The following is a 22,093-nucleotide window of genomic DNA, read 5'->3' on the forward strand; positions in this document are numbered from 1 at the left end:
GTATGCGCGTTGCCAGCAGTTTGCCACCCGGGTGTACGGTCCGCTGTTTACGGCGGGGGTTCACCTCTGGCAGATGGGGGGGGCCCCCTACTCGGGCCACAACGCCATCATCCCCGGGCAGCCGTTCATTGAGTACCGCCCGCTGGCGCCGCGGCCCCGCGGGGGGGACGTTGCCGGGGCGGCCCTGGCGCACGCCGTCGCCGAAGCCGCGCCGCCGCGGCCGGCCGCACCAACGCGGCCCCCGCCGACGGCTCAGCCACTTGGAGGCGCCGGTACAGCTTTTAGTCGGCGCGGTGGGCGACCCTTGCCGGACGTCCCTTGCCCTGGTGGGCGCCGCGGTGCGCCACCCCCGCCTTCTCCTGCTTTGCGGCGATGGTGTGCGGGCTTTGGCCGCCATATTTCGCTGCATTGTCGAGCAGATTGAACAGCACCTGTCCGAGCAGGGACGAATCCCCGCTGACGGTGGCAAGGTCCGGAGCGATGCTGATCTCGATGGCAACGCCCGGTTTGAGCCGCTTCATGCGCTCGACCGATGAAATGATGATATCCGCCGCATCGACAGGGCTGTGCTTGACCTTCAGTGTGCCGGCTTCGATCCGGGTCATGTCGAAAAGATTGGAGACAAAACGGGTCAGGCGCCCCGATTCCTCTTCGATGGAAAGCAGCAGATCGTCGTGGCTTTCCGGCTTGATGCGGCTGCCAAGTTCGCGCAGCGTGGTGACGGCGCCCGTGATCGAGGCCAGCGGTGTCTTCAGGTCGTGGGACAGGGAGGAGAACAGCGCTGCATGCAGTTTTTCGCTTTCCTGCAATGCGGCCGTCTTGGCATTTTCCCGCACCAGCTGGGCGCGGTCGATGGCGATCGCCGTCTGATCGAGAATGGCGACCAGCATGCGGTCTTCGCTTTCCGTCAGCGAGGCGGGGTGCTCGGGCATGGAAAGGCCGAGCACGCCGGCAACGCCATGCGATGTCATGATCGGCAGGAACTGCCAGCTGATCTGCGGCAGCGTGCCCGTGTCATGCCCGGACCGTTCATTCTTCTCGAATGCCCAGCGCACCGCGGTCATGTCCGTATTGTCGAGCGTCATGTCAGGCGGCCATGCGGTCTGCAGCGACAGGTCGCCGTCTTCCGGCAGCAGGATCACCACACCCGTTCCGAGCGTCGAATGCAGGTGCATGGCCGCAGCCACAAGTACATCATCCAGCCGGGCGGTGCCCGATAGCTTGCGCGAGAATTCGTAGAGCGCCTGCGTGTTTTTTGCCTGGTTGCGCGATCGCGCCACCTGGTCGCGCAAACGCCCGGCGAGATCGCCGATCATCAGGGCCACGCCGAGAAAGATGATCAGCGAAAACAGCTGATGCGGCTTGGCTATGCTTAAGTTGTGGATCGGCTCGATGAAAAAGTAGTTGTAGAGAACAAACGACAGGCCGGCGGCAATGATGGCGGCAAAACGCCTTTTTTTTTTTTCAAGCAGAAGACGGCATACGAGATAGAGCATGGAAAGGTTTTGCGGGTGGACGATCTCACTGGCGCCAAGCCCCAGAAGCGTCGTCACGGCTGTTGCCGCTATCGGAATGGCGATGGATGTGGCGAGTTCGCGTGCCGAGCGCTTTTGCGGCGCCGGCGGCACATAGGGCTTGTCCTGTTCGTCCCCGGTCACAATGTGGACGCCGACATCGGTGAAGCGCTTGACGATCTCGTCGGGAAGCGACCGCCGGAACGGATTGGAGAAACGCTTGCCTTTCGGGCGGCCAAGCACGACCTGTGTCACATTCTCGCGCCGCGCAATGCGGAAAATCTCGTCGACAAAGTCCCGGGCGATCACGCGCCGCGTTTCCGCGCCGAGCCTTTCCGCCAGGTCAAGGATTTCATCAAGCCGCTGGTTTGCCGCCGTGTCCATGCCCGCATCGCTGGTCTTGGTCAGTGAAACCACCAGCCACCGGGCGTTGAGGCCGGAGGCGAGGCGGCTTGCGGTGCGGACAACCTTTTCGGACAGGCTGTCCGGTCCGACGCAGACGAGAAGCCGCTCGCCGGTGGCCCACGGGCCCTCGATCGCGTTTTGCCGCAACAGGTCGATCATCTGGTCGTCGACGCGATCGGCGGTACGGCGCAGGGCAAGCTCGCGCAAGGCGGTGAGGTTGGCCGGTTTGAAGAAACCCCGCGCTGCCCGTTCGGCGTTGCCGGGCAGGTAGACCTTGCCCTCCTTCAGCCGTGCAATCAGTTCCGCCGGCGGCAGATCGACCAGCAGCACCTCGTCGGCGCGCTTGAGGACCACATCCGGTACGGTCTCGCGAACGGTCACTCCCGTGATCTTCGTCACCAGGTCGGACAGGCTTTCCAGATGCTGGACATTCATCGCGGTCCAGACATCGATGCCCTGCCAGATCAGCTCTTCAATGTCCTGATGACGTTTGGGGTGCCGGCTGCCGGGCGCGTTGGTGTGGGCGAGCTCGTCAAGGACCAGCACTTTCGGCTTGCGTGCCAGGGCCGCATCAAGGTCGAATTCTTCCAGCGTGCGGCCCCTGTAGCCGATCTGCTTGCGCGGCAGCACTTCCAGCCCGTCAAGAAGTTCGGCGGTTTCCGCGCGCCCATGCGTCTCGGCAAGGCCGATGACGATGTCGGTGCCGTCTTCCTTCAGACGTTGTGCCCGCACCAGCATGGCATAGGTTTTACCCACGCCGGGGGCAGCGCCGAGGAAAACGGTCAGCTTGCCGCGCGATTCGCGTGTGGCCAGTTCCAGCAGCTTGTCAGGATCGGGTCGTGTCTGTTGACCGTGGTCGGCCATATACGCCTCAGTTTGTTTTTTCAGGTCGCCTGCGCCGGTTGAGCGCCAGAACCTTTACCCCACCCTTGGTGGAAATGCCAAGGGCAGGATGCCGCGTGTTCGCAGCCACCAGGGCAGACTGTGTGCCGGACCGGCAAAATGCCGGGCATGGAGGCCGCCTGCGACAGCACACTATTGACGTCGAAGGCGGGTGCTTTAAAAGTCCGCGCCAGTTCGATCAAGCAGGAACAAGACCGTGATCCGCCATATTGTATTCTTCAGCGCCCGCAATCCGGATGATGTCGACACGATCCATACGCGTCTCAAGCGGCTTGGAGAAATACCGCACTCCCTCGTGTTCGAGGTCATGAAGAACACCAAGACCGATCCGATCTCGGGTGAAATCGATATTGTCGTTTATGGCGAGTTCGCAAGCGCCGAGGCGCTGGCCGCCTACAAGGCACACCCGATCTACAGTGAAACCACAGCGGTGGTTCGCCCCTTGCGCGAATTGCGCATTTCGGCCGATGTGGTTTCCACGTTGGCTTAAGCGTCAGCCGTACCGGAAATACTTTCCAGAATCGGGCAGTCCGGCCGCTGGTCGCCGTGGCAATGGGCGACCAGGTGCTGCAAAGTGTGCTGCAGTTCGCGCAGTTCGGTGATCTTGCGCTCGATTTCCTTCAGTTTCGTCCGGGCGATGCTTTTGACATCGGAGCTCGCGCGCTCCTTGTCTTCGTAGAGCGCCAGAAGCTGGCGGCATTCCTCCACGGAAAATCCAAGCCCGCGCGAGCGTTGCAGGAAGCGCAGCTTGTGCACATCCGACATCGAGTAATCCCGGTAGCCGTTGTCGGACCGGTCGGGCTTCAACAGCCCGATATCCTCGTAGTAGCGGATGGTCTTGGCCGGGAGGCCCGATTTTTCCGATGCATGGCCGATATTCATGGGAACCTCACAGTTTCAGTGTCCGCAGCCGCAAGGCATTGGCAATGACCGATACGGAGGAAAGGCTCATTGCCGCTGCCGCCAGCATGGGCGAAAGCATGGCGCCGAAGACAGGGTAGAGCACACCTGCTGCAACCGGCACGCCCAGCACATTATAGACAAAAGCGAAGAACAGGTTCTGCTTGATGTTGCGGATGGTTGCATCAGCGAGATGACGGGCACGGACAATGCCGTTGAGGTCGCCCTTCACCAGGGTAATGCCCGCGCTTTCCATTGCAACGTCGGCGCCCGTGCCCATGGCAATGCCGACATCGGCCGCGGCAAGCGCCGGGGCATCGTTGACGCCGTCACCGGCCATGGCGATCTTTGCTCCCTTGGCCCGGAGCTCATCGACCAGCCGCTTCTTGCTCTCGGGCATCATGTCGGCGCGCACTTCATCGATACCGAGCCGGGCGGCGACCGCCTGGGCAGTGATCTTGTTGTCGCCGGTCGCCATGATGATGGTGAGGCCAGCCTTGTGCAGCAGGCGGATTGCCTCGGCCGTCGTGGCCTTGATCGGGTCGGCCACCGCGATGATGCCTGCGGCCTTGCCGTCGACCGCCATGAACAGGACACTCTTGCCGCCGGTCCGCAGTGCATCGGCCTTCCCGCTCAGGGCGGATATGTCGGCACCAACGTCCTGCATCATGGCCTTGTTGCCGAGCGCAACGGATTGCCCGCCGATGCTGCCGGAAACACCCTTGCCGGTGACCGCTTCGAACGTTTCGGCCTTGAGCAGGGTGAGAGTGCGGGCTTTCGCACCTTCGACGATGGCTTCGGCAAGCGGATGCTCCGAGCCCTTTTCGAGGCTGGCTGCAAGAATCAGCAACTGGTCCTCGGCAAATGGTCCGTCTGCAATGACGTCGGTGAGTTTCGGCCTGCCTTCGGTGAGGGTGCCGGTCTTGTCCACGATCAGTGTATCGACGCCGGCAAAACGTTCCAGCGCTTCCGCATCCTTGATCAGCACACCCGCTTGCGCGCCGCGTCCGGTAGCGGTCATGATCGACATGGGCGTTGCGAGACCAAGCGCGCAGGGACAAGCGATAATCAGCACCGAGACGGCCGCGACAAGGCCGTAGATCATGCCGGGTTCCGGTCCGAACCAGGCCCAGGCGATGAACGAGACGATGGCGACGAGAACCACCGCAGGCACGAAATAGCTGGCGACGCGGTCCGCCAGACCCTGAATGGGCGCGCGCGAGCGTTGGGCCGTCGCGACCATGCCGACAATCTGCGACAGGACCGTATCGGCGCCCACTTTCTCCGCCTTGATCAGAAGCGTGCCGTTGCGGTTGAGCGTGCCACCGGTCACCGGATCGTTCTGCGTCTTTTCAACCGGCAGCGGTTCGCCCGTCAGCATGGATTCATCGATGGACGAGCGGCCTTCCAGCACAATGCCATCCACAGGCACGCTGTCACCCGGACGGACCCGCAACCGGTCACCGGCCACGACCTCGTCCAGCGGGATATCGTTTTCCGTCCCGTCCGCTGCCACGCGGCGCGCGGTTTTGGGCGCAAGGTCAAGCAGGGCACGAATGGCGGACCCGGTGCGCTCGCGCGCTTTCAGCTCCAGGATCTGTCCGAGGAAGACAAGCGTAACGATAACGGCCGCCGCCTCGAAGTAAACCGGCACGCTGCCGCCATGCATGCGGAAGGCATGCGGGAAAATGTCAGGCACGAGTGTTGCCACGACACTGAAGGCATAGGCAGCACCGACGCCGATGGCGATGAGCGTCCACATGTTCGGGCTGCGGTTGACGAGGGATGCCCAGGCGCGTTCGAAGAAGGGGATGGCCGCCCAGAGGACAACCGGGGTGGCGAGGACCAGTTCCAGCCAGATTGCGCGGCTTTCCCCGATCCAGTCGCGCAAAGGCAGGCCAAGCATGGGGCCCATGGTGATGAAGAGCAGCGGTATGGAACAGAGCGCGCTGATCCAGAACCGGCGGGTGAAATCGACGAGTTCAGGGTTCGGGCCTTCATCCCCGGTGGGAATGCCCATGGGTTCGAGCGCCATGCCGCACAGCGGGCATGACCCCGGGCCGTCCTTGACGATTTCCGGATGCATCGGACAGGTATATTGGGTTCCCGCCGGCATCGGCTTCGGTGCCGGCCTGTCGCCGAGATAATCCTGCGGCGCCTTTTCGAATTTCGCCATGCAGCTGGCCGAGCAGAAATAATATTTCTCATTGTCGTGCCGCAGGAAGTGTTTTGCCGTTGCCCGGTCGACGGTCATGCCACAGACCGGATCGATCGCCGTCAGGTAGGGCTCCGGGTCGGCCGTGAATTTCTTGTGGCAGCCCGCCGAGCAGAAGTGAAACACCCGGCCCGCATGCTCCGCCGTCGGCTTGCCGGCCGTAAGGTCAACCAGCATGCCGCAGACCGGATCGCGCACGACCTCCGCCTGCGCCGCGTGCGTACTGCAACAGCTGTGGCCATGGGTGCTATGAGCGTGATCGTGGTCGTGATGGTCATGTTTCATGATGGAACTTTCGACATGTACGGGAAGATAGTGATGCAAAGGTAATTCTTCCAGTAACTGGAAGGTCAAGGCCCGCCCGAAAGTTTCTTCAATGCAGCGCAATGGCTGGGGATTTCGATTGTTGCAAAAGCCTGTTTTTGCCATGGTACGGAAATCGACGCGCACTGTTCGCTTGAATCGCGATCACCCGGCCAACGCAGTACTGGACATTTAGATGAGCCGTTTTTGGAGTTCTCTCGTGCACACATTGACCCCGTATGTCGCGGGAGAGCAACCGGTGCTGCCCGATCTGATCAAGTTGAACACCAATGAAAACCCATATGGTCCGTCACCGCGCGCACTGGCGGCCATAGCAGCCGAGACGACGGACGCGTTGCGGCTTTATCCCGATCCAACGGCGCACAGGCTGAGAGAAGCCATCGCCAAAAGCCATGGCCTTGACGCCAATCACGTCTTTGTCGGCAACGGATCTGACGAAGTGCTGGCCCATGTGTTCCAGGCATTGCTGAAACACGACAAGCCCTTGCTGTTTCCGGATGTCACCTACAGTTTCTTTCCGACCTACTGCCGTCTCTACGCAATAGACTTTCGGGCTGTTCCACTCGATGACACGATGGCGGTCCGCATTGCCGACTACCGGCAGGCATGCGGCGCAATCATCCTGCCCAATCCGAATGCCCCGACCGGCACGGCCTTGCCCCTGGCGGAAATCGAGGCATTGCTTGCCGATCACCCCGACCAGGTCGTGGTGATCGATGAAGCCTATGTGGACTTTGGTGCGCAGAGCGCGATCCCCCTGGTCGCACGCTTCCCCAATCTGCTCGTGACCCAGACCTTTTCAAAGTCGCGCGGGCTGGCCGGTCTGCGCGTTGGCTTTGCCGTCGGGCAGCCCCAGCTGATTGAAGCGCTGCAACGGGTGAAGGACAGTTTCAATTCCTATCCCCTCGACCGTCTCGCCATCGCGGGAGCGGTTGCCGCCTGGGAGGACCGGGCGTGGTTCGAGGAAAAACGCGGCCGGATCGTGGCCACCCGGGAAAGATTGTCCGTCGCCTTGCGCGCGCTGCAGTTTGAGGTTCTTCCGTCGGCGGCCAATTTTCTGTTTGCACGCCATGCTGTGCTGCCCGGCGCGGAGATTGCTGCCGAGCTTAGAAGCAGGGCCATTCTGGTCAGGCATTTCCCGAAACCGCGCATACACGACTATCTGCGCATCAGCATCGGTACGGATGAAGAGTGCGAGACGCTTCTGTCCGGCTTGGCCGATGTGATCGCATCGTTGAAAGGATAAAGGCCCGGCATTGCTGCCGGGCCTTGATGGGTGTCTCGGGAAGAGGCGGCGATCAGCCGGAACGGTCCATGTCGAGTTGCGTGCCGTCGCCCATTTGTCCGGCTTCCCAGCCGAGAATGGCGCGCTTGCGGGTCAGACCCCAGTGATAACCGGTGAGGGCGCCGGATTTGCCGACGGCGCGATGGCACGGAACCACGAAGGAAATCGGGTTGGCGCCCACCGCAGCACCGACGGCGCGGGAGGCTTTGGGCGAGCCGATTTCCTGGGCAATGTCCGAATAGGCGCATGCCTTGCCCATCGGCACCTTCAACAGGGCTTCCCAGACGCGCAGCTGGAAGTCCGTGCCGATCATCACCACTTTCAGCGGCCGGTCGGAACGCCATTCGGCCGGGTTGAACACCCGTGCCGCATAGGGTGACGTGGCGCCAAGGTCTTCGACATAGGTGGCATTGGGCCAGCGGGATGTCATGTCTTCCATGGTTTCGCGCTCGTGTCCCTGATCGGCAAAGGCAAGACCCGCCAGCCCGCGATCCGTCACCATCACCAGCGCCCGCCCGAAGGGCGAGATATGGAAGCCGTAACGGATAACGAGGCCCGCACCGCGGGTCTTGTAGTCGCCCGGCGACATGCCTTCATGGGTGACGAACAGGTCGTGCAGGCGACTTGGCCCGGACAGGCCGGTTTCCAGGGCCGTCTCCAGCAGTGGCATGCCTTCGTCGAGCAAGCGGCGGGCATGGTCGATGGTCACGGCCTGCAGAAAGCCCTTGGGCGACAGGCCCGCCCAGCGGGTGAAAAGCTTCTGCAGGGCCGTGGGTGAAAGCCCTGCCTCCTTGGCCAGGACCTCGAGCGATGGCTGGTCGCGATAATCCTCACTGATCCGCTCAATGATATGGCTGACAATGGCATAGTCATTGCCCGAAGGCGTAATATCGTTCTGAAGGATGGCATGCGGTTTCATGGTCGTTACCTCATTCCGGCATGATCCGATGCGTTGCACCGTAAAGACAGATCAGGCTTTCAATTCATGTTGAGTGTCATATGACCATGCAGGGGCCTGATCTGCCACCCGATTCTTGCACGCCGTGAAAACTACCGGCCTTTGGCCGCGGCCAGGGCCCGGGTGAATGCCAGGGCAAAGCTTTCCCGGTCATCGGGATTGAGAAACGAGCCGATTGTCACCGCCTTGCCCTGTCCCTCCACCCGCATGGAGGTGATGCCGATTTCCGCGTGCCGCGCGACATTGAACCGGGTCCAGAACGGGTTGAATTCGTGCAGGTTGGTCCGGCCTGACGGTGCCACCTGCCTGATCTGCAGCGTGATTCTTGAAACGCTGACCTCCTCATGCGCTTTTGCTGCGGTGTAGTTCATCCGGAAGGCAAGGTAGATCAGGAGGACATCAAGGCCGAAAAAGCCGAAAACCGGCCATGCTCCCAGCGACAGAAAGAAAAGACCGGTCAGAAAACTGCATCCGCCGATCGCGGCCATGACAATGAGAAAGCCTTTGCGGCCAAGCGACCGGTGCGGCACCAGAAGGGCGCGGAAAATTTCCTCTTCATTGTGCGCGACAGCGTCAATTGGGTTCATTGTTTGGCTCATGACGCTTGAGTATAGAAGGGTCATGGAAAATCCCAAGAGCAAACTTGATCAGATTGACGTGAGTGCGGTCGCCGAAAAGCCGGCGAAGCGGCCACGCCTTGTCGCCGGTACACGCTATACCGCCGATGAGATCCACGAGATTTTTCGCCGGTTCTCGATCCAGCGGCCGGAACCCAAGGGCGAGCTCGAGCACGTCAATGCTTTTACCCTTTTGGTTGCGGTTGCGCTTTCGGCCCAGGCGACGGATGTCGGGGTCAACAAGGCAACCCGCGCCCTGTTCAAGGTTGCCGATACACCGGAAAAGATGCGGGATCTCGGCGAGGCAACTGTCGGTGAATACATCCGTACCATCGGCCTTTGGCGCAACAAGGCCAAAAACGTCATTGCCCTGTCGGAAGCCCTGATCCGCGACTATGGCAGCGAGGTGCCGGATGATCGCGACGAGCTGGTCAAGCTTCCCGGTGTCGGCCGCAAGACCGCCAATGTGGTGCTCAGCATGGCTTTCGGACAGGCGACGATGGCCGTCGACACGCACATATTCCGCATCGGCAATCGGCTTGGCCTCGCGCCGGGCAAGACACCGGATCAGGTGGAAGCCAAATTGATGAAGATCATTCCGGCGGAATATCTCTATCACGCCCATCACTGGCTGATCCTGCATGGCCGCTATGTCTGCAAGGCCCGCAAGCCCGAATGCACGGCCTGCGTCATTGCCGATATCTGCAAGGCGGCGGAAAAAACGGCGGAACTGCCCGCACCGTTGGTGCCATTGCCCCCACAGGTTTTCTAGCGCAGCCCTGCGGGTGGTTCCGATTGAGCCACGGCCTTGTGCAGGTGCACCATCATGGCCGCGGCAAACAGCGGGGTCAAAAGGTTGAGGATCGGAATGGCCATGAAGGCCGCAATGACGAGACCGGCCAGGAAAACCGTCGTTGCATGTTTCGACCGCAGCGCCTTGGCCTCCATTTCCGGGCGGAACCGCATGGCGGCGAATTCGAAGAATTCCCGGCCGAGCAGATAACCATTGACCACGAAGAACGCGATGATGTTGACGCCGGGAATGAGAAGCATCAGCAGTGCAATGATATTGCCGAGGATAATGACGCCGAGGAATTTCAGCGAAAGCACGAAGGAGCGCAGGACCGGCAGGGGACGGCCTTTCGGATCGAGCGGGTAATCCGACTTTTCCACAACTTCAGCCACATCGTCGAGAAACAATCCGGCGACGATGGCCGAAACCGGCGCGATCAGCAGTGCCAGCCCCAGCGCCAGGGCGATGCTGGCGAATATACCGGCGATAAAGCCGAGCCAGCCGGCCCAGGATGGCAGATCCGGCATCCATTGATCGAAAAAGGGCAATGCCAGCAAGGCAAAGAGTTCCCGCAGCCCGAACCAGGCACCGATCAGCAGAAGCACGGTCATTCCGAGAGACTTCCACAGGACAGAACGGAATTCAGGCCGGAACAGGTGACTTGCGGCGGCCTGGGCGCTGTCAAAAATCATGGTACCGTTCTTCCTTTCCGGTCTTTCCAATGTTTGGGACATAAGGAGCGCGTCCGGCAGAGACAAGACGCCCCCGCGCATTAGGGGTAGTCAAGGCCCGCTGTTCCGGCTAGGACTTGGCGAACCAGAGGCCAAGAACTGCAATTGAATCAATCCTGGAGTTTTCATGTCGAGTTATGACGTGCTTTGCATCGGCAATGCCATTGTCGATATCATCGCCCGCACGGATGACGATTTTATCGTCAAGAACGGTATCATCAAGAATGCGATGAACCTGATCGATGCCGACCGTGCGGAATTTCTGTATGAGCGCATGGGACCGGCCATCGAAGCTTCTGGCGGAAGTGCCGGCAATACCGCGGCCGGCGTTGCCAGCCTTGGCGGCCGCGCCGCCTATTTCGGCAAGGTTGCCGACGATCCGCTCGGTCACATCTTTACCCATGATATCCGCGCGCAGGGCGTCGCCTTCGATACGCGCGTGCTGAAAGCGCCGCCGCCCACGGCCCGCTCGATGATTTTCGTTACGCCCGATGGCGAGCGTTCGATGAACACCTATCTCGGCGCCTGTGTCGAGCTTGGACCGGAAGACGTGGAAAGCTCCAAGGTATCGGAAGCGAAGGTCACCTATTTCGAAGGCTATCTCTGGGACCCGCCCCGCGCCAAGGAAGCCATCCGCCTGTCGGCGAAAATTGCGCATGAGCACAAGCGCGAAGTGTCGATGACACTGTCGGATCCGTTCTGCGTGGATCGCTATCGCGAGGAATTCCTTGAGTTAATGCGTTCCGGCACGGTTGATATTGTTTTCGCCAACGAGGCGGAACTGAAGTCGCTGTACCAGACCGATGATTTCGAGAAGGGGCTCGATGCCATCCGCAAGGATTGCAAGCTCGCCGCCATCACCCGCTCGGAAAAGGGCTCGGTGGTTGTCTCGAAAGACGAAACCGTTGCCGTTCCGGCGATCGAGATCGCCGAGCTTGTCGATACGACAGGTGCGGGTGATCTCTATGCGTCGGGCTTCCTGTTCGGCTACACCAATGGCCGCTCGTTGACCGATTGCGCGCGGCTGGGCTCGTTGACCGCCGGGCTCGTGATCCAGCAGATCGGCCCGCGTCCGGCGCAAAATCTGAAAATTGCAGCCCAGCAGGCCGGGTTACTCTGATCGAACGATGCCGTCACGCTTGAGCTCTTCAGGCGTGCGGCCCACCTTGTGGTAGTTCGGCAGGGTCCAGCCGAAGTAAAGCGCGCCGCCGCGAACCGCAAAGGCGGTCAGCGCGGCGAACAGGGCCGAAACCTCCGGCCCTGCTGAAAGTCCCAGCAGCAGCGTGTAGGCGACCGAGCCGGCAAGCGCCGCGGTGACGTAGATCTCGCGCCGCATCAACACCGACGGTTCCGCGGAAACGATATCGCGCAGCACGCCGCCGAATGTGGCCGTCAAAATGCCTGTCACAACGGCAATGGTCGGGCTGAAGTCGAGCGCCAGCGCCTTCGCCGCGCCCATGACGCTGTAGGCGGAAAGCCCCAGCGCATCGAGCCACAGCAGAAGCCGGTAGCGTGATTCCAGGAGATTGGCGGAGAAATAGACGATGATTGCCGCCGCAGCACAGACGAGGATATAGCCGGGCTCCCGGACCCAGAAGACGGGGACACCGAGGATGAGGTCGCGCAGGGTGCCGCCGCCGATACCCGTTACAGCAGCGAGAAACACGAAAGCGATGATATCAAGCTGGCGGCGCGACGCGGCGAGGCCGCCTGTCGCAGCGAAAACGAAAACGCCCGCATAATTGAATATCTGGATCGATGTCATCGGCTGTTCCCCTCCATGTAAAAGGTAGAACATGACCAATACGGAGCGTAAACAGCTAAATTGAAAAGGCCAGACCCCGTCGCCGGAATCTGGCCTTTGTCGTTGAGATGACGCTATGGTTATGCGTCTTTTTCCGCCTGCGGGTTGATCGGACCCGGCTCTGCCTGGCCTTCGCCCGCAGCCTGCTTCGGGCCGCCCTTGGAAACGCCGACGAGTGCCGGGCGCAGCATGCGGTCGCCGATGACGAAACCGGCCTGCGCCACCTGCAGCACCGTGTTGTGCGGCACGTCTGCGTTGGGAATTTCGTACATGGCCTGATGGAAATTCGGGTCGAAACGCTGGCCCTGCGGTTCGATCTTCTTGACGCCGTGGCGTTCCAGCGCCGACATCATCGAGCGCTCGGTCATTTCCACACCTTCGGCCAGTGCCTTGAAACCTGCATCGCCATTGGCGAGGGCATCGGCCGGAATGGCTTCGAGCGCGCGCTTCAGATTGTCGGAAACCGAAAGCATGTCGCGGGCGAAATTGGCGACCGAATAGGAACGCGCATCGTGAACATCACGGGCCGTGCGCTTGCGCAGGTTTTCCATATCGGCGGCCAGACGCAGCAGCTGATCGCGCAGATCGCCGTTTTCGCCGCGCAAGGCATCCAGTTCAACACTGTTGGCTGCTTCCGCCTGTTCTTCCTCTTCCTGCGCCATGGCATATTCCTCTGCCTTGCGCGATTTCAGAAAATCATCGGCGGCACGCTTCAGCGCATCACGGTCGCGCGGATTCTTCAGATCGCGCTGATCGAGATCGGGTGCGTCATGATGTTTCTTTTCTTCAGTCATCTATCCTGTCCGTTCATAAATCGAATGTGCGCTGGATATCGAGGTTTAGGCCATGAAAATCAAGTGCAAATGCCCGAAGCGGGGGAAGTTCGCGTGGCAGCACAGCGCCAGTGCAGTATCCTTCGCTCTATCGCAACAGTCGTGAGACCAGCTGCGCCGTATAGTCGACCATCGGAACAATGCGCGCATAGTTCAGCCGGGTGGGGCCGATAACGCCGAGGGCGCCGATGACCCGCTGTTCCGAGTCGCGATAGGGTGCAATCACCAGAGATGAGCCGGAAAGCGAAAACAGCTTGTTCTCGGAGCCGATGAAAATGCGCACGCCAGATCCCGCTTCGGCCAGATCGAGCAGTTGTATCGTGCCTTCCTTGGTCTCGAGATCATCGAACAGATGGCGCAGCCGGTCGAGATCCGCTTCGGCGCTGATGGAATCCAGAAGGTTCCCGCGTCCGCGCACGATGAGCCGCGGCGGTTGGCCGCCACCCGTACCGCCCCAGACTGCAAGTCCCTGCTCGACCAAGTGTTGCGACAGGACATCGAGCGCCTGCTGGGTTTCGTCCTTCAAGCGGGCAATTTCAACGCGTGCTTCGGTGATGGTGCGGCCCTGAATATGCGCATTGAGGAAATTCGATGCTTCGATCAATTGCGATGGCGTCACGCCGGGCGGCAGGTCGATCACCCGATTTTCAATGTCGCCGCTCTGGGTCACCAGCACCGCCAGCGCCTTGGTGGGTTCCAGCCGCACAAACTCGATGTGCTTGAGTGCGCCTTCCGCTTTGGTTGCAAGCACAAGTCCGGCGCCGCGCGACATGCCCGACAGGATCTGGCTGGCCTGCGTCAGCATGTTCTCGCTCGACTGGGCGTCGCCGCCCGCCCGCACCTGCGCCTCGATGGAATTGCGCTCGTCGGAGGAAAGGTCGCCCACCTCCATGAAAGCATCGACAAAGAATCGCAGGCCCAATTGTGTCGGCAGCCGTCCCGCCGACACGTGCGGCGCGTAGACAAGGCCGAGATGCTCAAGATCGCTCATGACATTGCGGATGGTTGCCGGGGAAAGCGTCACGGGCAGGATGCGCGACAGATTGCGCGATCCCACCGGTTCGCCGTCGCCGAGATAGCTCTCGACGATGCGCCGGAAAATATCCCGTGACCGCTGGTCGAGGGATTGCATTGGTTCGGGAGTAACTGCCTTGTTCATTCTGTGCGACGCCCTTGTTCTCTGCCAGGGAATATAGGCGTTGTCGGTCCAATCATCAAAGCTTTTGCTTCATGGTTCCATTTAAGCGTCCGTTGCTCTAAAAGGCCGGACAACCATATTTTTCAAGAGGTCATTCCATGCGTCCTTCCAAACGAGCCCCAGACGAAATGCGCGCCATTTCCTTCGAGCGCGGCGTTTCCAAACATGCTGAAGGCTCGTGCCTGGTCAAGTTTGGCGATACACACGTCCTGTGCACAGCCAGCCTTGAGGAAAAGGTGCCGGGCTGGATGCGCAACACCGGCAAAGGCTGGGTAACGGCGGAATACGGCATGCTGCCGCGTTCGACCGGCGATCGCATGCGCCGCGAGGCTTCATCCGGCAAGCAGGGCGGCCGCACTTTGGAAATCCAGCGGCTGATCGCCCGTTCGCTGCGTGCCGTCGTGGACCTGCAGGCGCTGGGCGAAGTGCAGATCACCGTGGACTGCGATGTCATTCAGGCGGATGGCGGCACCCGGACGGCAGCCATCACCGGCGGCTGGGTCGCCTTGCACGAATGCCTGCGCTGGATGGAAACACGCCAGATGCTCAAGGTCGAAAAAGTATTGAAGGACCATGTTGCGGCGATTTCCTGCGGTATCTCCGACGGCATGCCCGTGATTGATCTCGATTATGCCGAGGATTCAACGGCACAGACCGATGCCAACTTCGTCATGACCGGCAAGGGTGGTATCGTCGAAGTGCAGGGAACGGCGGAAGGCGAGCCATTCTCGCAGGACGAGCTGCTGGCCTTGATGGGGCTTGCCCGCAACGGCATCACCCGGCTGGTTTCCCTGCAGAAAATGGCGGTCTCGTAAGCGGAAAACACCATGCAGCCATCGGGTATTCTGGAAACAGCACTCTATGTGACCGATATCGACGTGGCTGCACGGTTCTATGCCGATATACTCGGATTGGACGTCATCCTGCGGGCGGGCAATGAATCGGTGTTTTTCCGGTGCGGCGCCGGTGTCCTGATCCTGTTCGATGCGGAAAAGCTGAGGGAAAGGCCCAAGGGCGGTCTTCCCATCCCGGCCCATGGTGCCAAGGGGCCGGGCCATGTCTGTTTTCGCGCAACGCGGGATGAAATTTCCGGCTGGAAGTCCCATCTTGAGGCCAACGGCATTGCCATTGAAAGTGAATTTGACTGGCCCAATGGCGCCCGCTCCCTGTATTTCCGCGATCCGTCCGGAAACTCGATTGAATTTGCCGAACCGGCTTTATGGAACCTGACATGAGAACACTCGAAAAAGGCAAACTGCTCGTTGCCAGTCACAACAAGGGCAAGATCCAGGAAATGATCGATCTGCTCGGCCCCTTCGGTTTCGAAGTGGTGTCGGCGGGCGACCTCGGCCTACCGGAACCGGATGAAACCGGCACCACATTCGAAGAGAACGCCTACATCAAGGCTTTCGCGGCGGCCAAGGCGACCGGCCTTGTCGCGCTGTCCGATGATTCCGGCCTCTGTGTCGATGCGCTGGATGGTGACCCCGGCGTTTACACCGCCAATTGGGCGGAACTGCCGGATGGCAAGCGGGATTTCGCCCATGGGATGCAAAAGGTTGAAACCGCGCTGCAGGAACGGGGCATCACGGACGCCAGGGATCGCGGCGGCCGCTTCGTTTCCGTGATCTGCCTCGCCTGGCCCGACGGTGAAGCCAACTATTATCGCGGCGAAGTGGAAGGCGAGATCGTCTGGCCGCCGCGCGGCACTGCCGGTTTCGGTTTTGATCCGGTGTTCAAGCCGCAAGGCCATGATGCGACCTTCGGGGAAATGACCGCCGAGCAGAAACATGGCTGGAAGCCCGGCGAAGCCGATGCGCTATCGCATCGTGCACGGGCTTTCCAGCATTTTGCCCGCGATTGTCTGGGGGCCTGATGACCCCGTTGCTGCGCGGCCAGGAGAACGAAGGGGGCTTTGGCGTTTACGTCCACTGGCCCTTCTGCATGGCCAAGTGCCCCTATTGTGATTTCAATTCGCATGTCCGTCACCAGCCGGTGGACCAGCCGCGGTTTACCGCGGCCTTCGCTCGCGAAATGGCGACCATGCGCGAGCGCACCGGTCCGCGCACGATTTCCAGTATCTTTCTCGGCGGCGGTACACCGTCTCTGATGGAGCCGGAGACTGTCGGGTCGGTGCTCAATGAGATCGCCAGGAACTGGTCCGTGCCTGACAATATCGAGATCACGCTGGAAGCCAATCCGACCAGTGTCGAGGCCAACCGTTTTCGCGGCTACCGGGCGGCAGGCGTCAATCGCGTCTCGCTGGGCGTGCAGGCATTGAACGATCCTGACCTGCGGCGGCTCGGGCGCATGCACAATGTCGAAGAAGCCCTGGTGGCAATCGGTCTGGCGCGCGATATTTTTCCGCGCCTGTCCTTCGATCTGATCTATGCCCGGCCTGACCAGAGCATCGTAGCATGGCGGGAAGAGCTCAACCGCGCCATCTCCTACGCCGCCGATCATCTGTCGCTCTATCAATTGACGATTGAAGAAGGCACGCCCTTCTACCAGCTGTGGAAAGCCGGCAAACTTGTGACGCCCGACAGTGACCACGCGGCAGCACTTTATGCGGAAACGCAGGATGTCACGGCCCAGCGCGGCTTGCCGGCCTATGAGATTTCCAACCACGCGGCACCCGGCGCCGAATCCCAGCACAATCTCGTCTACTGGCGGTACGGCGAGTATGTTGGCGTCGGACCCGGCGCCCATGGCCGCTTTATCGAGAACGGCAAGCGTGCGGTCACGATAACGGAACGTCACCCGGAAACCTGGGTCAGCAAGGTCGAGAGTGACGGTCATGGCGTTGTCGAGGAAGAGTTGCTGACCGGCGAGCAGGAAGGCGATGAATTCCTGCTGATGGGCCTGCGGCTTGTCGAAGGCATCGATCTTGCCCGTTACGAACGTCTGACCGGCCATAGCGTCAAGGAGAAGCGCGTGATTTCCTTGGCCGAACAGGGCCTGATCGAATATATCGGCAACAGCCGCATCCGCACGACGCCCGAAGGTGCCATCGTTCTGAATGCGGTCATTGCCGATCTGGCAGCGTGAGGGTGCGACGTGTCTGACGGGGAAGCCAGGGAACGGGATTATCAGATCGGCAACACGGCGTTTCGCGCCCGGCCGCTTGAGCCGGCGCTTTACATCGTCGCCACACCCATCGGCAATCTTGGCGATATGACGCTGCGCGGCATCGAAACGCTCGCTGCAGCCGATGTGATCGCCTGCGAGGATACACGCGTCAGTCGGGTTCTTCTGGACAGATACGGCATTTCCCGCCGTCCCTATGCCTATCATGAACACAATGCCGGGGAAGCCGGGCCCAAACTGATCGAAGCCTTGCTTGCCGGGAAAAGTGTGGCGCTTGTATCGGATGCAGGGACCCCGCTGGTCTCCGACCCGGGCGGGCGCCTCGTGCCGGAAGCCAAGGCTGCCGGTATCCGCGTGGTGCCGATTCCCGGTGCATCCTCTGTTCTGGCGGCACTGACGGCCTCGGGTCTGTTCACCGACAGCTTTTACTTCGCCGGATTTCTGTCGTCGAAACAGGGGCAGCGCCGGTCGAAACTTGAATCGCTGAAGACGCTGGATGCCGCGCTGGTGTTCTTTGAATCGCCCAATCGTGCCGCCGCCACGTTGGCGGACATGGTCGAGGTGTTCGGCCCGAAACGGCAGGCATCGCTGTGCCGCGAACTGACCAAGACCTACGAGACCGTGGTTACCCTGCCGCTGGCGGAACTGGCGGCGGAATTCGATGGCGAGGACCGCATCCGCGGCGAGGTGGTTCTTGTTGTCGGGCCGCCCGAGGGCGATCAGAACATTGCCCGTACCGACGATGATGTCGATGCATTGCTGCGTGCGCTTGTCCTTGAAATGTCGCCGGCCAAGGCGGCGGGAGAAGCATCGCGCATGACGGGCCGGCCGAAGGGTGAACTCTACCAACGGTTGCTTGCAATGAAATGACAGGCGCGGGCGAGCGACACAGGGCCTACAGGCGCGGTCACTTCGCCGAGTATTTCGCCGCTCTTGCCCTGATGCTGAAAGGTTTTCGCATTGTCGAGCGGCGCTACCGGACCAGACTTGGCGAGATCGACCTCATTGCCCGGCGCGGCGATCTTGTTCTCATCGTTGAAGTGAAAGCCCGCCGAACCCTTGAACAGGCGATGGATGCGGTGACCTGGACAGCCATGAAGCGCATCGAATCGGCGGCCGATCTGTGGCTCGCCCGTCAACCCGACTATGCGAACCTGTCATTGCGGTATGATCTCGTGGCGATTGTGCCTTGGCGCTGGCCGGTGCATGTCCCGGCCCTTTTCACGGTCTAGCTCTCCTCCTTGTCATATCGCATGAGATCGCCAGGCTGGCAGTCGAGATAGTCGCAGATGCGCTCCAGGGTCTCGAAGCGAATGCCTTTCACCTTGCCCTGTTTCAGCAGGGACAGATTGGCTTCCGTTATCCCGACATGTTCCGCCAGATCCTTGGATTTCACGTTGCGTTCGGCCAGCATGACATTGAGCCTGACTTTGATGGGCATGGGCTTATCCTCAGACGAATTGGGCATTTTCATCGGCTATCGCGATGGCTTCCCGCATCACCCAGGCAATGACGATGATGGTTCCGGCAAACAGCAATCCGAGCCACATGTCCGAACTGATGCCGATGGACAGTGCGCGTTGCCCGGCCGGGTTGGTCCAGCTCAGGATAAGCGAAAGGGCTGCATAGGCGAAGGGCTGGAGGAGTGTCGATACAAAGACCGCCATTGCGAAAGCGCGCAGGCTGCCGACAGTTTCGGCCGTGAAAAACTGCTGTTTGGCAAAGCCGTTGAAGCACCGTTGGGCCTGCCTTAATCCCCAGATCAACGCTGCCAGTGGCAGCATCGAGACGAGAAAAGCAAGAAGACGGGTCGGGAAACCAAGATTTTCCACCCCGGTAACCGGTAGCTTGGCCGCTGTCAGGATATCGGCTGGCGGCGTCGCAAACCAGTAGTAGAGAGTTCCTGCGGTCAAGATCACCGATGTGGCGAGATACAGGCCCGACATGATTTTACTGAGACGCCGGATACGCTCCGCGCGGTGAGCCGGGATGTGTCCAGTCGTAGGCATATCAAGCGAAGAAAGATTGCTCATGGGGCACCTCTGTGAGTTTTCTTCCGGAATAATAGCAAGAAATTATCGTTTTACAATAATAAATTTTCGAGATACGAATTTCGAACCAGCACAGGAGATTTTGGTATGCCCCTTCTTAGAACGGCCAGCGCATTTTTCATTTCCATAGCTTTCGCCCTTGGATTGGCAACCGCCTCAATGGCAGCGGCGTCAACCGCCAAGGGGCAGATTTCGGTCACGCAGGTCATGGCGATGCTCGACCAGGCATCGTCCAATCCCACTGCGAGCCAGGTTCTGACCGCCTATCTCGCCGGTGTGGGAGAGACCGCGGCTATCATCATGGACTTTGCAGCAAAAACAGATGGCTCGCCGCTTGCAGCGTGCGGAACCCGCATCGCTCTCGATGACAAGGCGGTGCGGCGCGCGCTGGAGGCGCAGCCAAAGGGCCGATGGCAGCAGATGGCAGCTACACCGCTGATCGTGCGTGATATGATCAAGCATGCGGGGTGCGCGCTCGCCGACTGAAGCGTCAGGCACCACGATGGTTGCCGGCAATCGGATTTCGGCTCTATTCTGCCGGATAAGGCCGAAACAGACGGGGTGTCCGATATCCCCGGTCTCGCGTCCCAACCGAAGGAGAGCTGATCATGTCCATGCATCTCTCGCCGCATGACCTGCACAGGAAGGCGTGGGAGGGGCAGGCGAAGGGCATCGTCATCCTTCTGTTGCTGCTCATGCTGCCCGCCTGGTCATTGTCGTTCTGGCAGGGCTGGCTTTTCTGGCTGGTTTTCAGCGCCAGTACGAGCTTCATTTCCTATTACTTTCTCAAACACGATCCCGCCCTTGTCGCAAGACGGTTGAGGGCCGGGGCGGGCGCCGAGCATGAACCGGCGCAGAAGCGCATCCAGACCGTAGCGGCCATGGTCGGCCTCCTGACCTACATCATGCCGGGGATCGAGCGTCACTTTACCGGGCTGCCCTTGCCCGTCTGGGTGGTCATCCTTGGCAATGCCGCTTTTCTCGCCGGGGCCTGGATTGTCTTTCTTGCATTCCGGGAAAACAGCCATGCCTCCAGCATTATCGAGGTCAATTCGGGGCAGCGGGTCATCGCAACCGGACCCTATGGCATTGTACGGCATCCCATGTATTCCGGCTGCGTGCTGGCCTTCATCGCGTCATCCCTCGCGCTCGGGTCGCTGTGGTCTCTGCCCTTTGCCATCGCGCTCAGCCTGGTGATCGTTGCCCGTCTGCTCGATGAGGAAAAATATCTCAAGGCGAATTTGCCGGGCTACACCGCCTATTGCCAGCAGGTGCGTTACCGTCTTATTCCGACGCTGTGGTGATGGCCCTTTGCACGACATGCAGAAAGGGCTTGCATTTTCACGTTAACACGATAAAAGTAGTCGTGTATTGGGCCGGTATTCCTTGAACCGGCGCCGTTTGCTGTTGCCTGTTCCGTCTTGCCCTTCCCGGCAAAGGCTGGGCAGCATTTTCTTGCGATGCATGGAAAGGGAATCCGCTTGTTCCAGGATTTTCAGAAATTCTATGCTCCGCTGTTCGATTCGGCGCACTTCTGTTCCTTATAAAGAACGGTCCGATCAACGATAATCCCAGCATTCACCGGGATTGTCTTGCTCATGTCTATCCATGCCAATCAGCTTTCTGTCTTTCCTGCCTTCTTCCGCGTGCGGAATGAAGTGGTTGTGGTTATCGGCGAAGGCGAAGAAGCACTGAACAAGGCCCGGCTTCTGGCGCAGACGAATGCGCTGATCCGCATTGTTGCTGCCCATCCGGAACACGAGCTGGCCGCGTTCATCCGCGCGGGCCGTCACCAGCATGTCGCGGAAGATTTTTCCCCAAAGCACCTCTCGGGCGCAAAACTGGCCTTTGTTGCCACGGGCGATGAAGCGCGCGACAGTGCCATTGCCGCCGAAGCGCGCCGCCAGCACGTCCCGGTCAATGTGGTCGACCGTCCGGAACTCTGCGATTTCTTCACCCCCGCCATCGTCAACCGTGCGCCGATTGCCATTGCCATTGGTTCGGAAGGTACGGGCCCTGTGCTCAGCCAGATCATTCGCGCCCGTATCGATGCGGCGTTCTCGCCGCGCCTGGGCGATCTTGCCCGTCTCGCCAATGCCTATCGTCCGGCTGTCGAAAAGCTGGTGAAGAAAGGCCTGCCGCGCCGTCTGTTCTGGCGCTCGTTCTTCTCGGGCGATGTGGCCGGCAAAGTCTACAACAATGATCTCGACGGTGCCCGCCAGGCTGCCGGGCTGCTCCTCGACAATCAGGACGAGCCGAAAGGTTATGTCTGGCTGGTCGGCGCGGGTCCTGGCGCCGAGGACTTGCTGACCCTGCGCGCGCACCGCGTTCTCATGGAAGCGGATGTCATCGTCTACGACGCGCTGGTGCCCGAGGCTGTCGTCTCCATGGGCCGCCGCGACGCAGCCCGGCTTTCCGTCGGCAAGCGCAAGGGCTGCCATTCGAAAAGCCAGAGCGAAATCAACGAACTGCTGG

The 22,093-nt window shown here is 60.6% G+C and carries 23 protein-coding genes; 13 read left to right on the plus strand and 10 right to left on the minus strand.

The genetic code is table 11. The features are described 5' to 3' along the window. Nucleotides 1-3,018 precede the first annotated feature (3,018 nt). The gene (locus RDL77_RS22895) at nucleotides 3,019-3,312 is read left to right on the plus strand and encodes a Dabb family protein (RefSeq protein WP_223614040.1); all 294 of its coding nucleotides are present in this window, start codon (nucleotides 3,019-3,021) and stop codon (nucleotides 3,310-3,312) included. Here RDL77_RS22895 and cueR read toward each other — a convergent pair. Together cueR and RDL77_RS22905 are read right to left on the minus strand one after the other, a co-directional pair. Beyond that, nucleotides 3,309-3,704 (minus strand): Cu(I)-responsive transcriptional regulator, encoded by a 396-nt coding sequence (gene cueR, locus RDL77_RS22900; protein WP_223614041.1) that lies wholly within the window; start codon nucleotides 3,702-3,704, stop codon nucleotides 3,309-3,311. The two genes, RDL77_RS22895 and cueR, sit on opposite strands and share 4 nt — an antisense overlap. A gap of 7 nt (nucleotides 3,705-3,711) precedes the next feature. Continuing rightward, nucleotides 3,712-6,222, minus strand: coding sequence for a heavy metal translocating P-type ATPase (locus RDL77_RS22905; protein WP_288194836.1), 2,511 nt, complete (start codon nucleotides 6,220-6,222; stop codon nucleotides 3,712-3,714). A gap of 214 nt (nucleotides 6,223-6,436) precedes the next feature. On the opposite strand from RDL77_RS22905, the gene hisC reads away from it, so the two are divergent. After that, complete coding sequence (gene hisC / locus RDL77_RS22910; protein ID WP_288194837.1) at nucleotides 6,437-7,507, plus strand: histidinol-phosphate transaminase; 1,071 nt, start codon at nucleotides 6,437-6,439, stop codon at nucleotides 7,505-7,507. A gap of 52 nt (nucleotides 7,508-7,559) precedes the next feature. Here the strand turns inward: hisC and RDL77_RS22915 are convergent, their stop codons facing one another. Together RDL77_RS22915 and RDL77_RS22920 are read right to left on the minus strand one after the other, a co-directional pair. Continuing rightward, on the minus strand, nucleotides 7,560-8,465 hold the full coding sequence (locus tag RDL77_RS22915; RefSeq protein WP_288194838.1) for a bifunctional helix-turn-helix domain-containing protein/methylated-DNA--[protein]-cysteine S-methyltransferase: 906 nt from the start codon (nucleotides 8,463-8,465) through the stop codon (nucleotides 7,560-7,562). A 131-nt stretch (nucleotides 8,466-8,596) separates the two neighbouring features. After that, on the minus strand, nucleotides 8,597-9,091 hold the full coding sequence (locus RDL77_RS22920; protein ID WP_288194839.1) for a DUF2244 domain-containing protein: 495 nt from the start codon (nucleotides 9,089-9,091) through the stop codon (nucleotides 8,597-8,599). Nucleotides 9,092-9,125: 34 nt separating this feature from the next. Here RDL77_RS22920 and nth point away from each other — a divergent pair, with 34 nt between their 5' ends. Continuing rightward, entirely contained in the window at nucleotides 9,126-9,893 is a 768-nt protein-coding gene (gene nth, locus RDL77_RS22925) for an endonuclease III (RefSeq protein WP_223614046.1), read from the plus strand. Here nth and RDL77_RS22930 read toward each other — a convergent pair. Next, nucleotides 9,890-10,606, minus strand: coding sequence for a sulfate transporter family protein (locus RDL77_RS22930; RefSeq protein ID WP_223614047.1), 717 nt, complete (start codon nucleotides 10,604-10,606; stop codon nucleotides 9,890-9,892). The two genes, nth and RDL77_RS22930, sit on opposite strands and share 4 nt — an antisense overlap. A 166-nt stretch (nucleotides 10,607-10,772) precedes the next feature. Between RDL77_RS22930 and RDL77_RS22935 the strand changes: the two genes are divergently transcribed. Beyond that, nucleotides 10,773-11,765: an adenosine kinase gene (locus RDL77_RS22935; RefSeq protein WP_288194840.1), complete on the plus strand. Its 993-nt coding sequence runs from the start codon at nucleotides 10,773-10,775 to the stop codon at nucleotides 11,763-11,765. Here the strand turns inward: RDL77_RS22935 and RDL77_RS22940 are convergent. The 3 genes from RDL77_RS22940 to hrcA form a co-directional block, all read right to left on the minus strand. Then, nucleotides 11,757-12,410 (minus strand): trimeric intracellular cation channel family protein, encoded by a 654-nt coding sequence (locus tag RDL77_RS22940; protein ID WP_288194841.1) that lies wholly within the window; start codon nucleotides 12,408-12,410, stop codon nucleotides 11,757-11,759. The genes RDL77_RS22935 and RDL77_RS22940 overlap by 9 nt on opposite strands. A 119-nt stretch (nucleotides 12,411-12,529) precedes the next feature. After that, the gene (gene grpE / locus RDL77_RS22945) at nucleotides 12,530-13,243 is read right to left on the minus strand and encodes a nucleotide exchange factor GrpE (protein ID WP_223614050.1); all 714 of its coding nucleotides are present in this window, start codon (nucleotides 13,241-13,243) and stop codon (nucleotides 12,530-12,532) included. 127 nt (nucleotides 13,244-13,370) lie between these two features. Beyond that, nucleotides 13,371-14,441: a heat-inducible transcriptional repressor HrcA gene (gene hrcA, locus RDL77_RS22950; protein ID WP_288194842.1), complete on the minus strand. Its 1,071-nt coding sequence runs from the start codon at nucleotides 14,439-14,441 to the stop codon at nucleotides 13,371-13,373. Nucleotides 14,442-14,578: 137 nt separating this feature from the next. Between hrcA and rph the strand changes: the two genes are divergently transcribed. The 6 genes from rph to RDL77_RS22980 are packed head-to-tail and all read left to right on the plus strand — an operon-like array spanning nucleotide 14,579 to nucleotide 18,799. Further along, on the plus strand, nucleotides 14,579-15,295 hold the full coding sequence (rph, locus tag RDL77_RS22955) for a ribonuclease PH (protein ID WP_288194843.1): 717 nt from the start codon (nucleotides 14,579-14,581) through the stop codon (nucleotides 15,293-15,295). Between the two features lie 12 nt (nucleotides 15,296-15,307). After that, complete coding sequence (locus RDL77_RS22960) at nucleotides 15,308-15,715, plus strand: VOC family protein (RefSeq protein WP_223614053.1); 408 nt, start codon at nucleotides 15,308-15,310, stop codon at nucleotides 15,713-15,715. Continuing rightward, nucleotides 15,712-16,356, plus strand: coding sequence for an RdgB/HAM1 family non-canonical purine NTP pyrophosphatase (rdgB, locus tag RDL77_RS22965; protein WP_223614054.1), 645 nt, complete (start codon nucleotides 15,712-15,714; stop codon nucleotides 16,354-16,356). Before RDL77_RS22960 ends, rdgB begins: the two co-directional genes overlap by 4 nt. After that, nucleotides 16,356-17,528: a radical SAM family heme chaperone HemW gene (gene hemW, locus RDL77_RS22970; protein ID WP_288194844.1), complete on the plus strand. Its 1,173-nt coding sequence runs from the start codon at nucleotides 16,356-16,358 to the stop codon at nucleotides 17,526-17,528. The genes rdgB and hemW overlap by 1 nt, the downstream gene beginning before the upstream one ends. Before the next feature lie 9 nt (nucleotides 17,529-17,537). Then, nucleotides 17,538-18,437, plus strand: a complete 900-nt coding sequence (gene rsmI / locus RDL77_RS22975) for a 16S rRNA (cytidine(1402)-2'-O)-methyltransferase (RefSeq protein WP_223614056.1) — start codon at nucleotides 17,538-17,540, stop codon at nucleotides 18,435-18,437. Further along, nucleotides 18,434-18,799: a YraN family protein gene (locus RDL77_RS22980; RefSeq protein WP_288194845.1), complete on the plus strand. Its 366-nt coding sequence runs from the start codon at nucleotides 18,434-18,436 to the stop codon at nucleotides 18,797-18,799. Before rsmI ends, RDL77_RS22980 begins: the two co-directional genes overlap by 4 nt. Here the strand turns inward: RDL77_RS22980 and RDL77_RS22985 are convergent. After that, nucleotides 18,796-19,008 carry a helix-turn-helix transcriptional regulator gene (locus RDL77_RS22985; RefSeq protein ID WP_105734015.1) on the minus strand — a complete coding sequence of 71 codons (213 nt, stop codon included), beginning with the start codon at nucleotides 19,006-19,008 and terminating at the stop codon, nucleotides 18,796-18,798. The genes RDL77_RS22980 and RDL77_RS22985 overlap by 4 nt on opposite strands. A 10-nt stretch (nucleotides 19,009-19,018) precedes the next feature. Continuing rightward, nucleotides 19,019-19,600 carry a DUF2975 domain-containing protein gene (locus RDL77_RS22990; protein WP_288194846.1) on the minus strand — a complete coding sequence of 194 codons (582 nt, stop codon included), beginning with the start codon at nucleotides 19,598-19,600 and terminating at the stop codon, nucleotides 19,019-19,021. Nucleotides 19,601-19,705: 105 nt separating this feature from the next. Between RDL77_RS22990 and RDL77_RS22995 the strand changes: the two genes are divergently transcribed. The 3 genes from RDL77_RS22995 to RDL77_RS23005 form a co-directional block, all read left to right on the plus strand. Beyond that, nucleotides 19,706-20,104, plus strand: a complete 399-nt coding sequence (locus tag RDL77_RS22995; RefSeq protein ID WP_288194847.1) for a chlorophyllide reductase — start codon at nucleotides 19,706-19,708, stop codon at nucleotides 20,102-20,104. Nucleotides 20,105-20,226: 122 nt separating this feature from the next. Next, nucleotides 20,227-20,922: an isoprenylcysteine carboxylmethyltransferase family protein gene (locus tag RDL77_RS23000; RefSeq protein WP_288194848.1), complete on the plus strand. Its 696-nt coding sequence runs from the start codon at nucleotides 20,227-20,229 to the stop codon at nucleotides 20,920-20,922. 294 nt (nucleotides 20,923-21,216) lie between these two features. Continuing rightward, the coding region (locus RDL77_RS23005) for a siroheme synthase (RefSeq protein WP_288194849.1) at nucleotides 21,217-22,093 on the plus strand (877 nt) is incomplete at its 3' end.

It is taken from the genome of uncultured Phyllobacterium sp., from assembly GCF_902479695.1.
Lineage (GTDB): Bacteria > Pseudomonadota > Alphaproteobacteria > Rhizobiales > Rhizobiaceae > Phyllobacterium > Phyllobacterium calauticae.

Coding starts and splice junctions, on each gene's coding strand:
- cueR (WP_223614041.1), bottom strand. CDS start 3,704: ATGAATATCGGCCATGCATCGGAAAAATCGGGCCTCCCGGCCAAGACC.
- RDL77_RS22905 (WP_288194836.1), bottom strand. CDS start 6,222: ATGAAACATGACCATCACGACCACGATCACGCTCATAGCACCCATGGC.
- hisC (WP_288194837.1), top strand. CDS start 6,437: ATGAGCCGTTTTTGGAGTTCTCTCGTGCACACATTGACCCCGTATGTC.
- RDL77_RS22915 (WP_288194838.1), bottom strand. CDS start 8,465: ATGAAACCGCATGCCATCCTTCAGAACGATATTACGCCTTCGGGCAAT.
- RDL77_RS22920 (WP_288194839.1), bottom strand. CDS start 9,091: ATGAACCCAATTGACGCTGTCGCGCACAATGAAGAGGAAATTTTCCGC.
- nth (WP_223614046.1), top strand. CDS start 9,126: ATGGAAAATCCCAAGAGCAAACTTGATCAGATTGACGTGAGTGCGGTC.
- RDL77_RS22930 (WP_223614047.1), bottom strand. CDS start 10,606: ATGATTTTTGACAGCGCCCAGGCCGCCGCAAGTCACCTGTTCCGGCCT.
- RDL77_RS22935 (WP_288194840.1), top strand. CDS start 10,773: ATGTCGAGTTATGACGTGCTTTGCATCGGCAATGCCATTGTCGATATC.
- RDL77_RS22940 (WP_288194841.1), bottom strand. CDS start 12,410: ATGACATCGATCCAGATATTCAATTATGCGGGCGTTTTCGTTTTCGCT.
- grpE (WP_223614050.1), bottom strand. CDS start 13,243: ATGACTGAAGAAAAGAAACATCATGACGCACCCGATCTCGATCAGCGC.
- hrcA (WP_288194842.1), bottom strand. CDS start 14,441: ATGAACAAGGCAGTTACTCCCGAACCAATGCAATCCCTCGACCAGCGG.
- rph (WP_288194843.1), top strand. CDS start 14,579: ATGCGTCCTTCCAAACGAGCCCCAGACGAAATGCGCGCCATTTCCTTC.
- RDL77_RS22960 (WP_223614053.1), top strand. CDS start 15,308: ATGCAGCCATCGGGTATTCTGGAAACAGCACTCTATGTGACCGATATC.
- rdgB (WP_223614054.1), top strand. CDS start 15,712: ATGAGAACACTCGAAAAAGGCAAACTGCTCGTTGCCAGTCACAACAAG.
- hemW (WP_288194844.1), top strand. CDS start 16,356: ATGACCCCGTTGCTGCGCGGCCAGGAGAACGAAGGGGGCTTTGGCGTT.
- RDL77_RS22980 (WP_288194845.1), top strand. CDS start 18,434: ATGACAGGCGCGGGCGAGCGACACAGGGCCTACAGGCGCGGTCACTTC.
- RDL77_RS22985 (WP_105734015.1), bottom strand. CDS start 19,008: ATGCCCATCAAAGTCAGGCTCAATGTCATGCTGGCCGAACGCAACGTG.
- RDL77_RS22990 (WP_288194846.1), bottom strand. CDS start 19,600: ATGAGCAATCTTTCTTCGCTTGATATGCCTACGACTGGACACATCCCG.
- RDL77_RS22995 (WP_288194847.1), top strand. CDS start 19,706: ATGCCCCTTCTTAGAACGGCCAGCGCATTTTTCATTTCCATAGCTTTC.
- RDL77_RS23000 (WP_288194848.1), top strand. CDS start 20,227: ATGTCCATGCATCTCTCGCCGCATGACCTGCACAGGAAGGCGTGGGAG.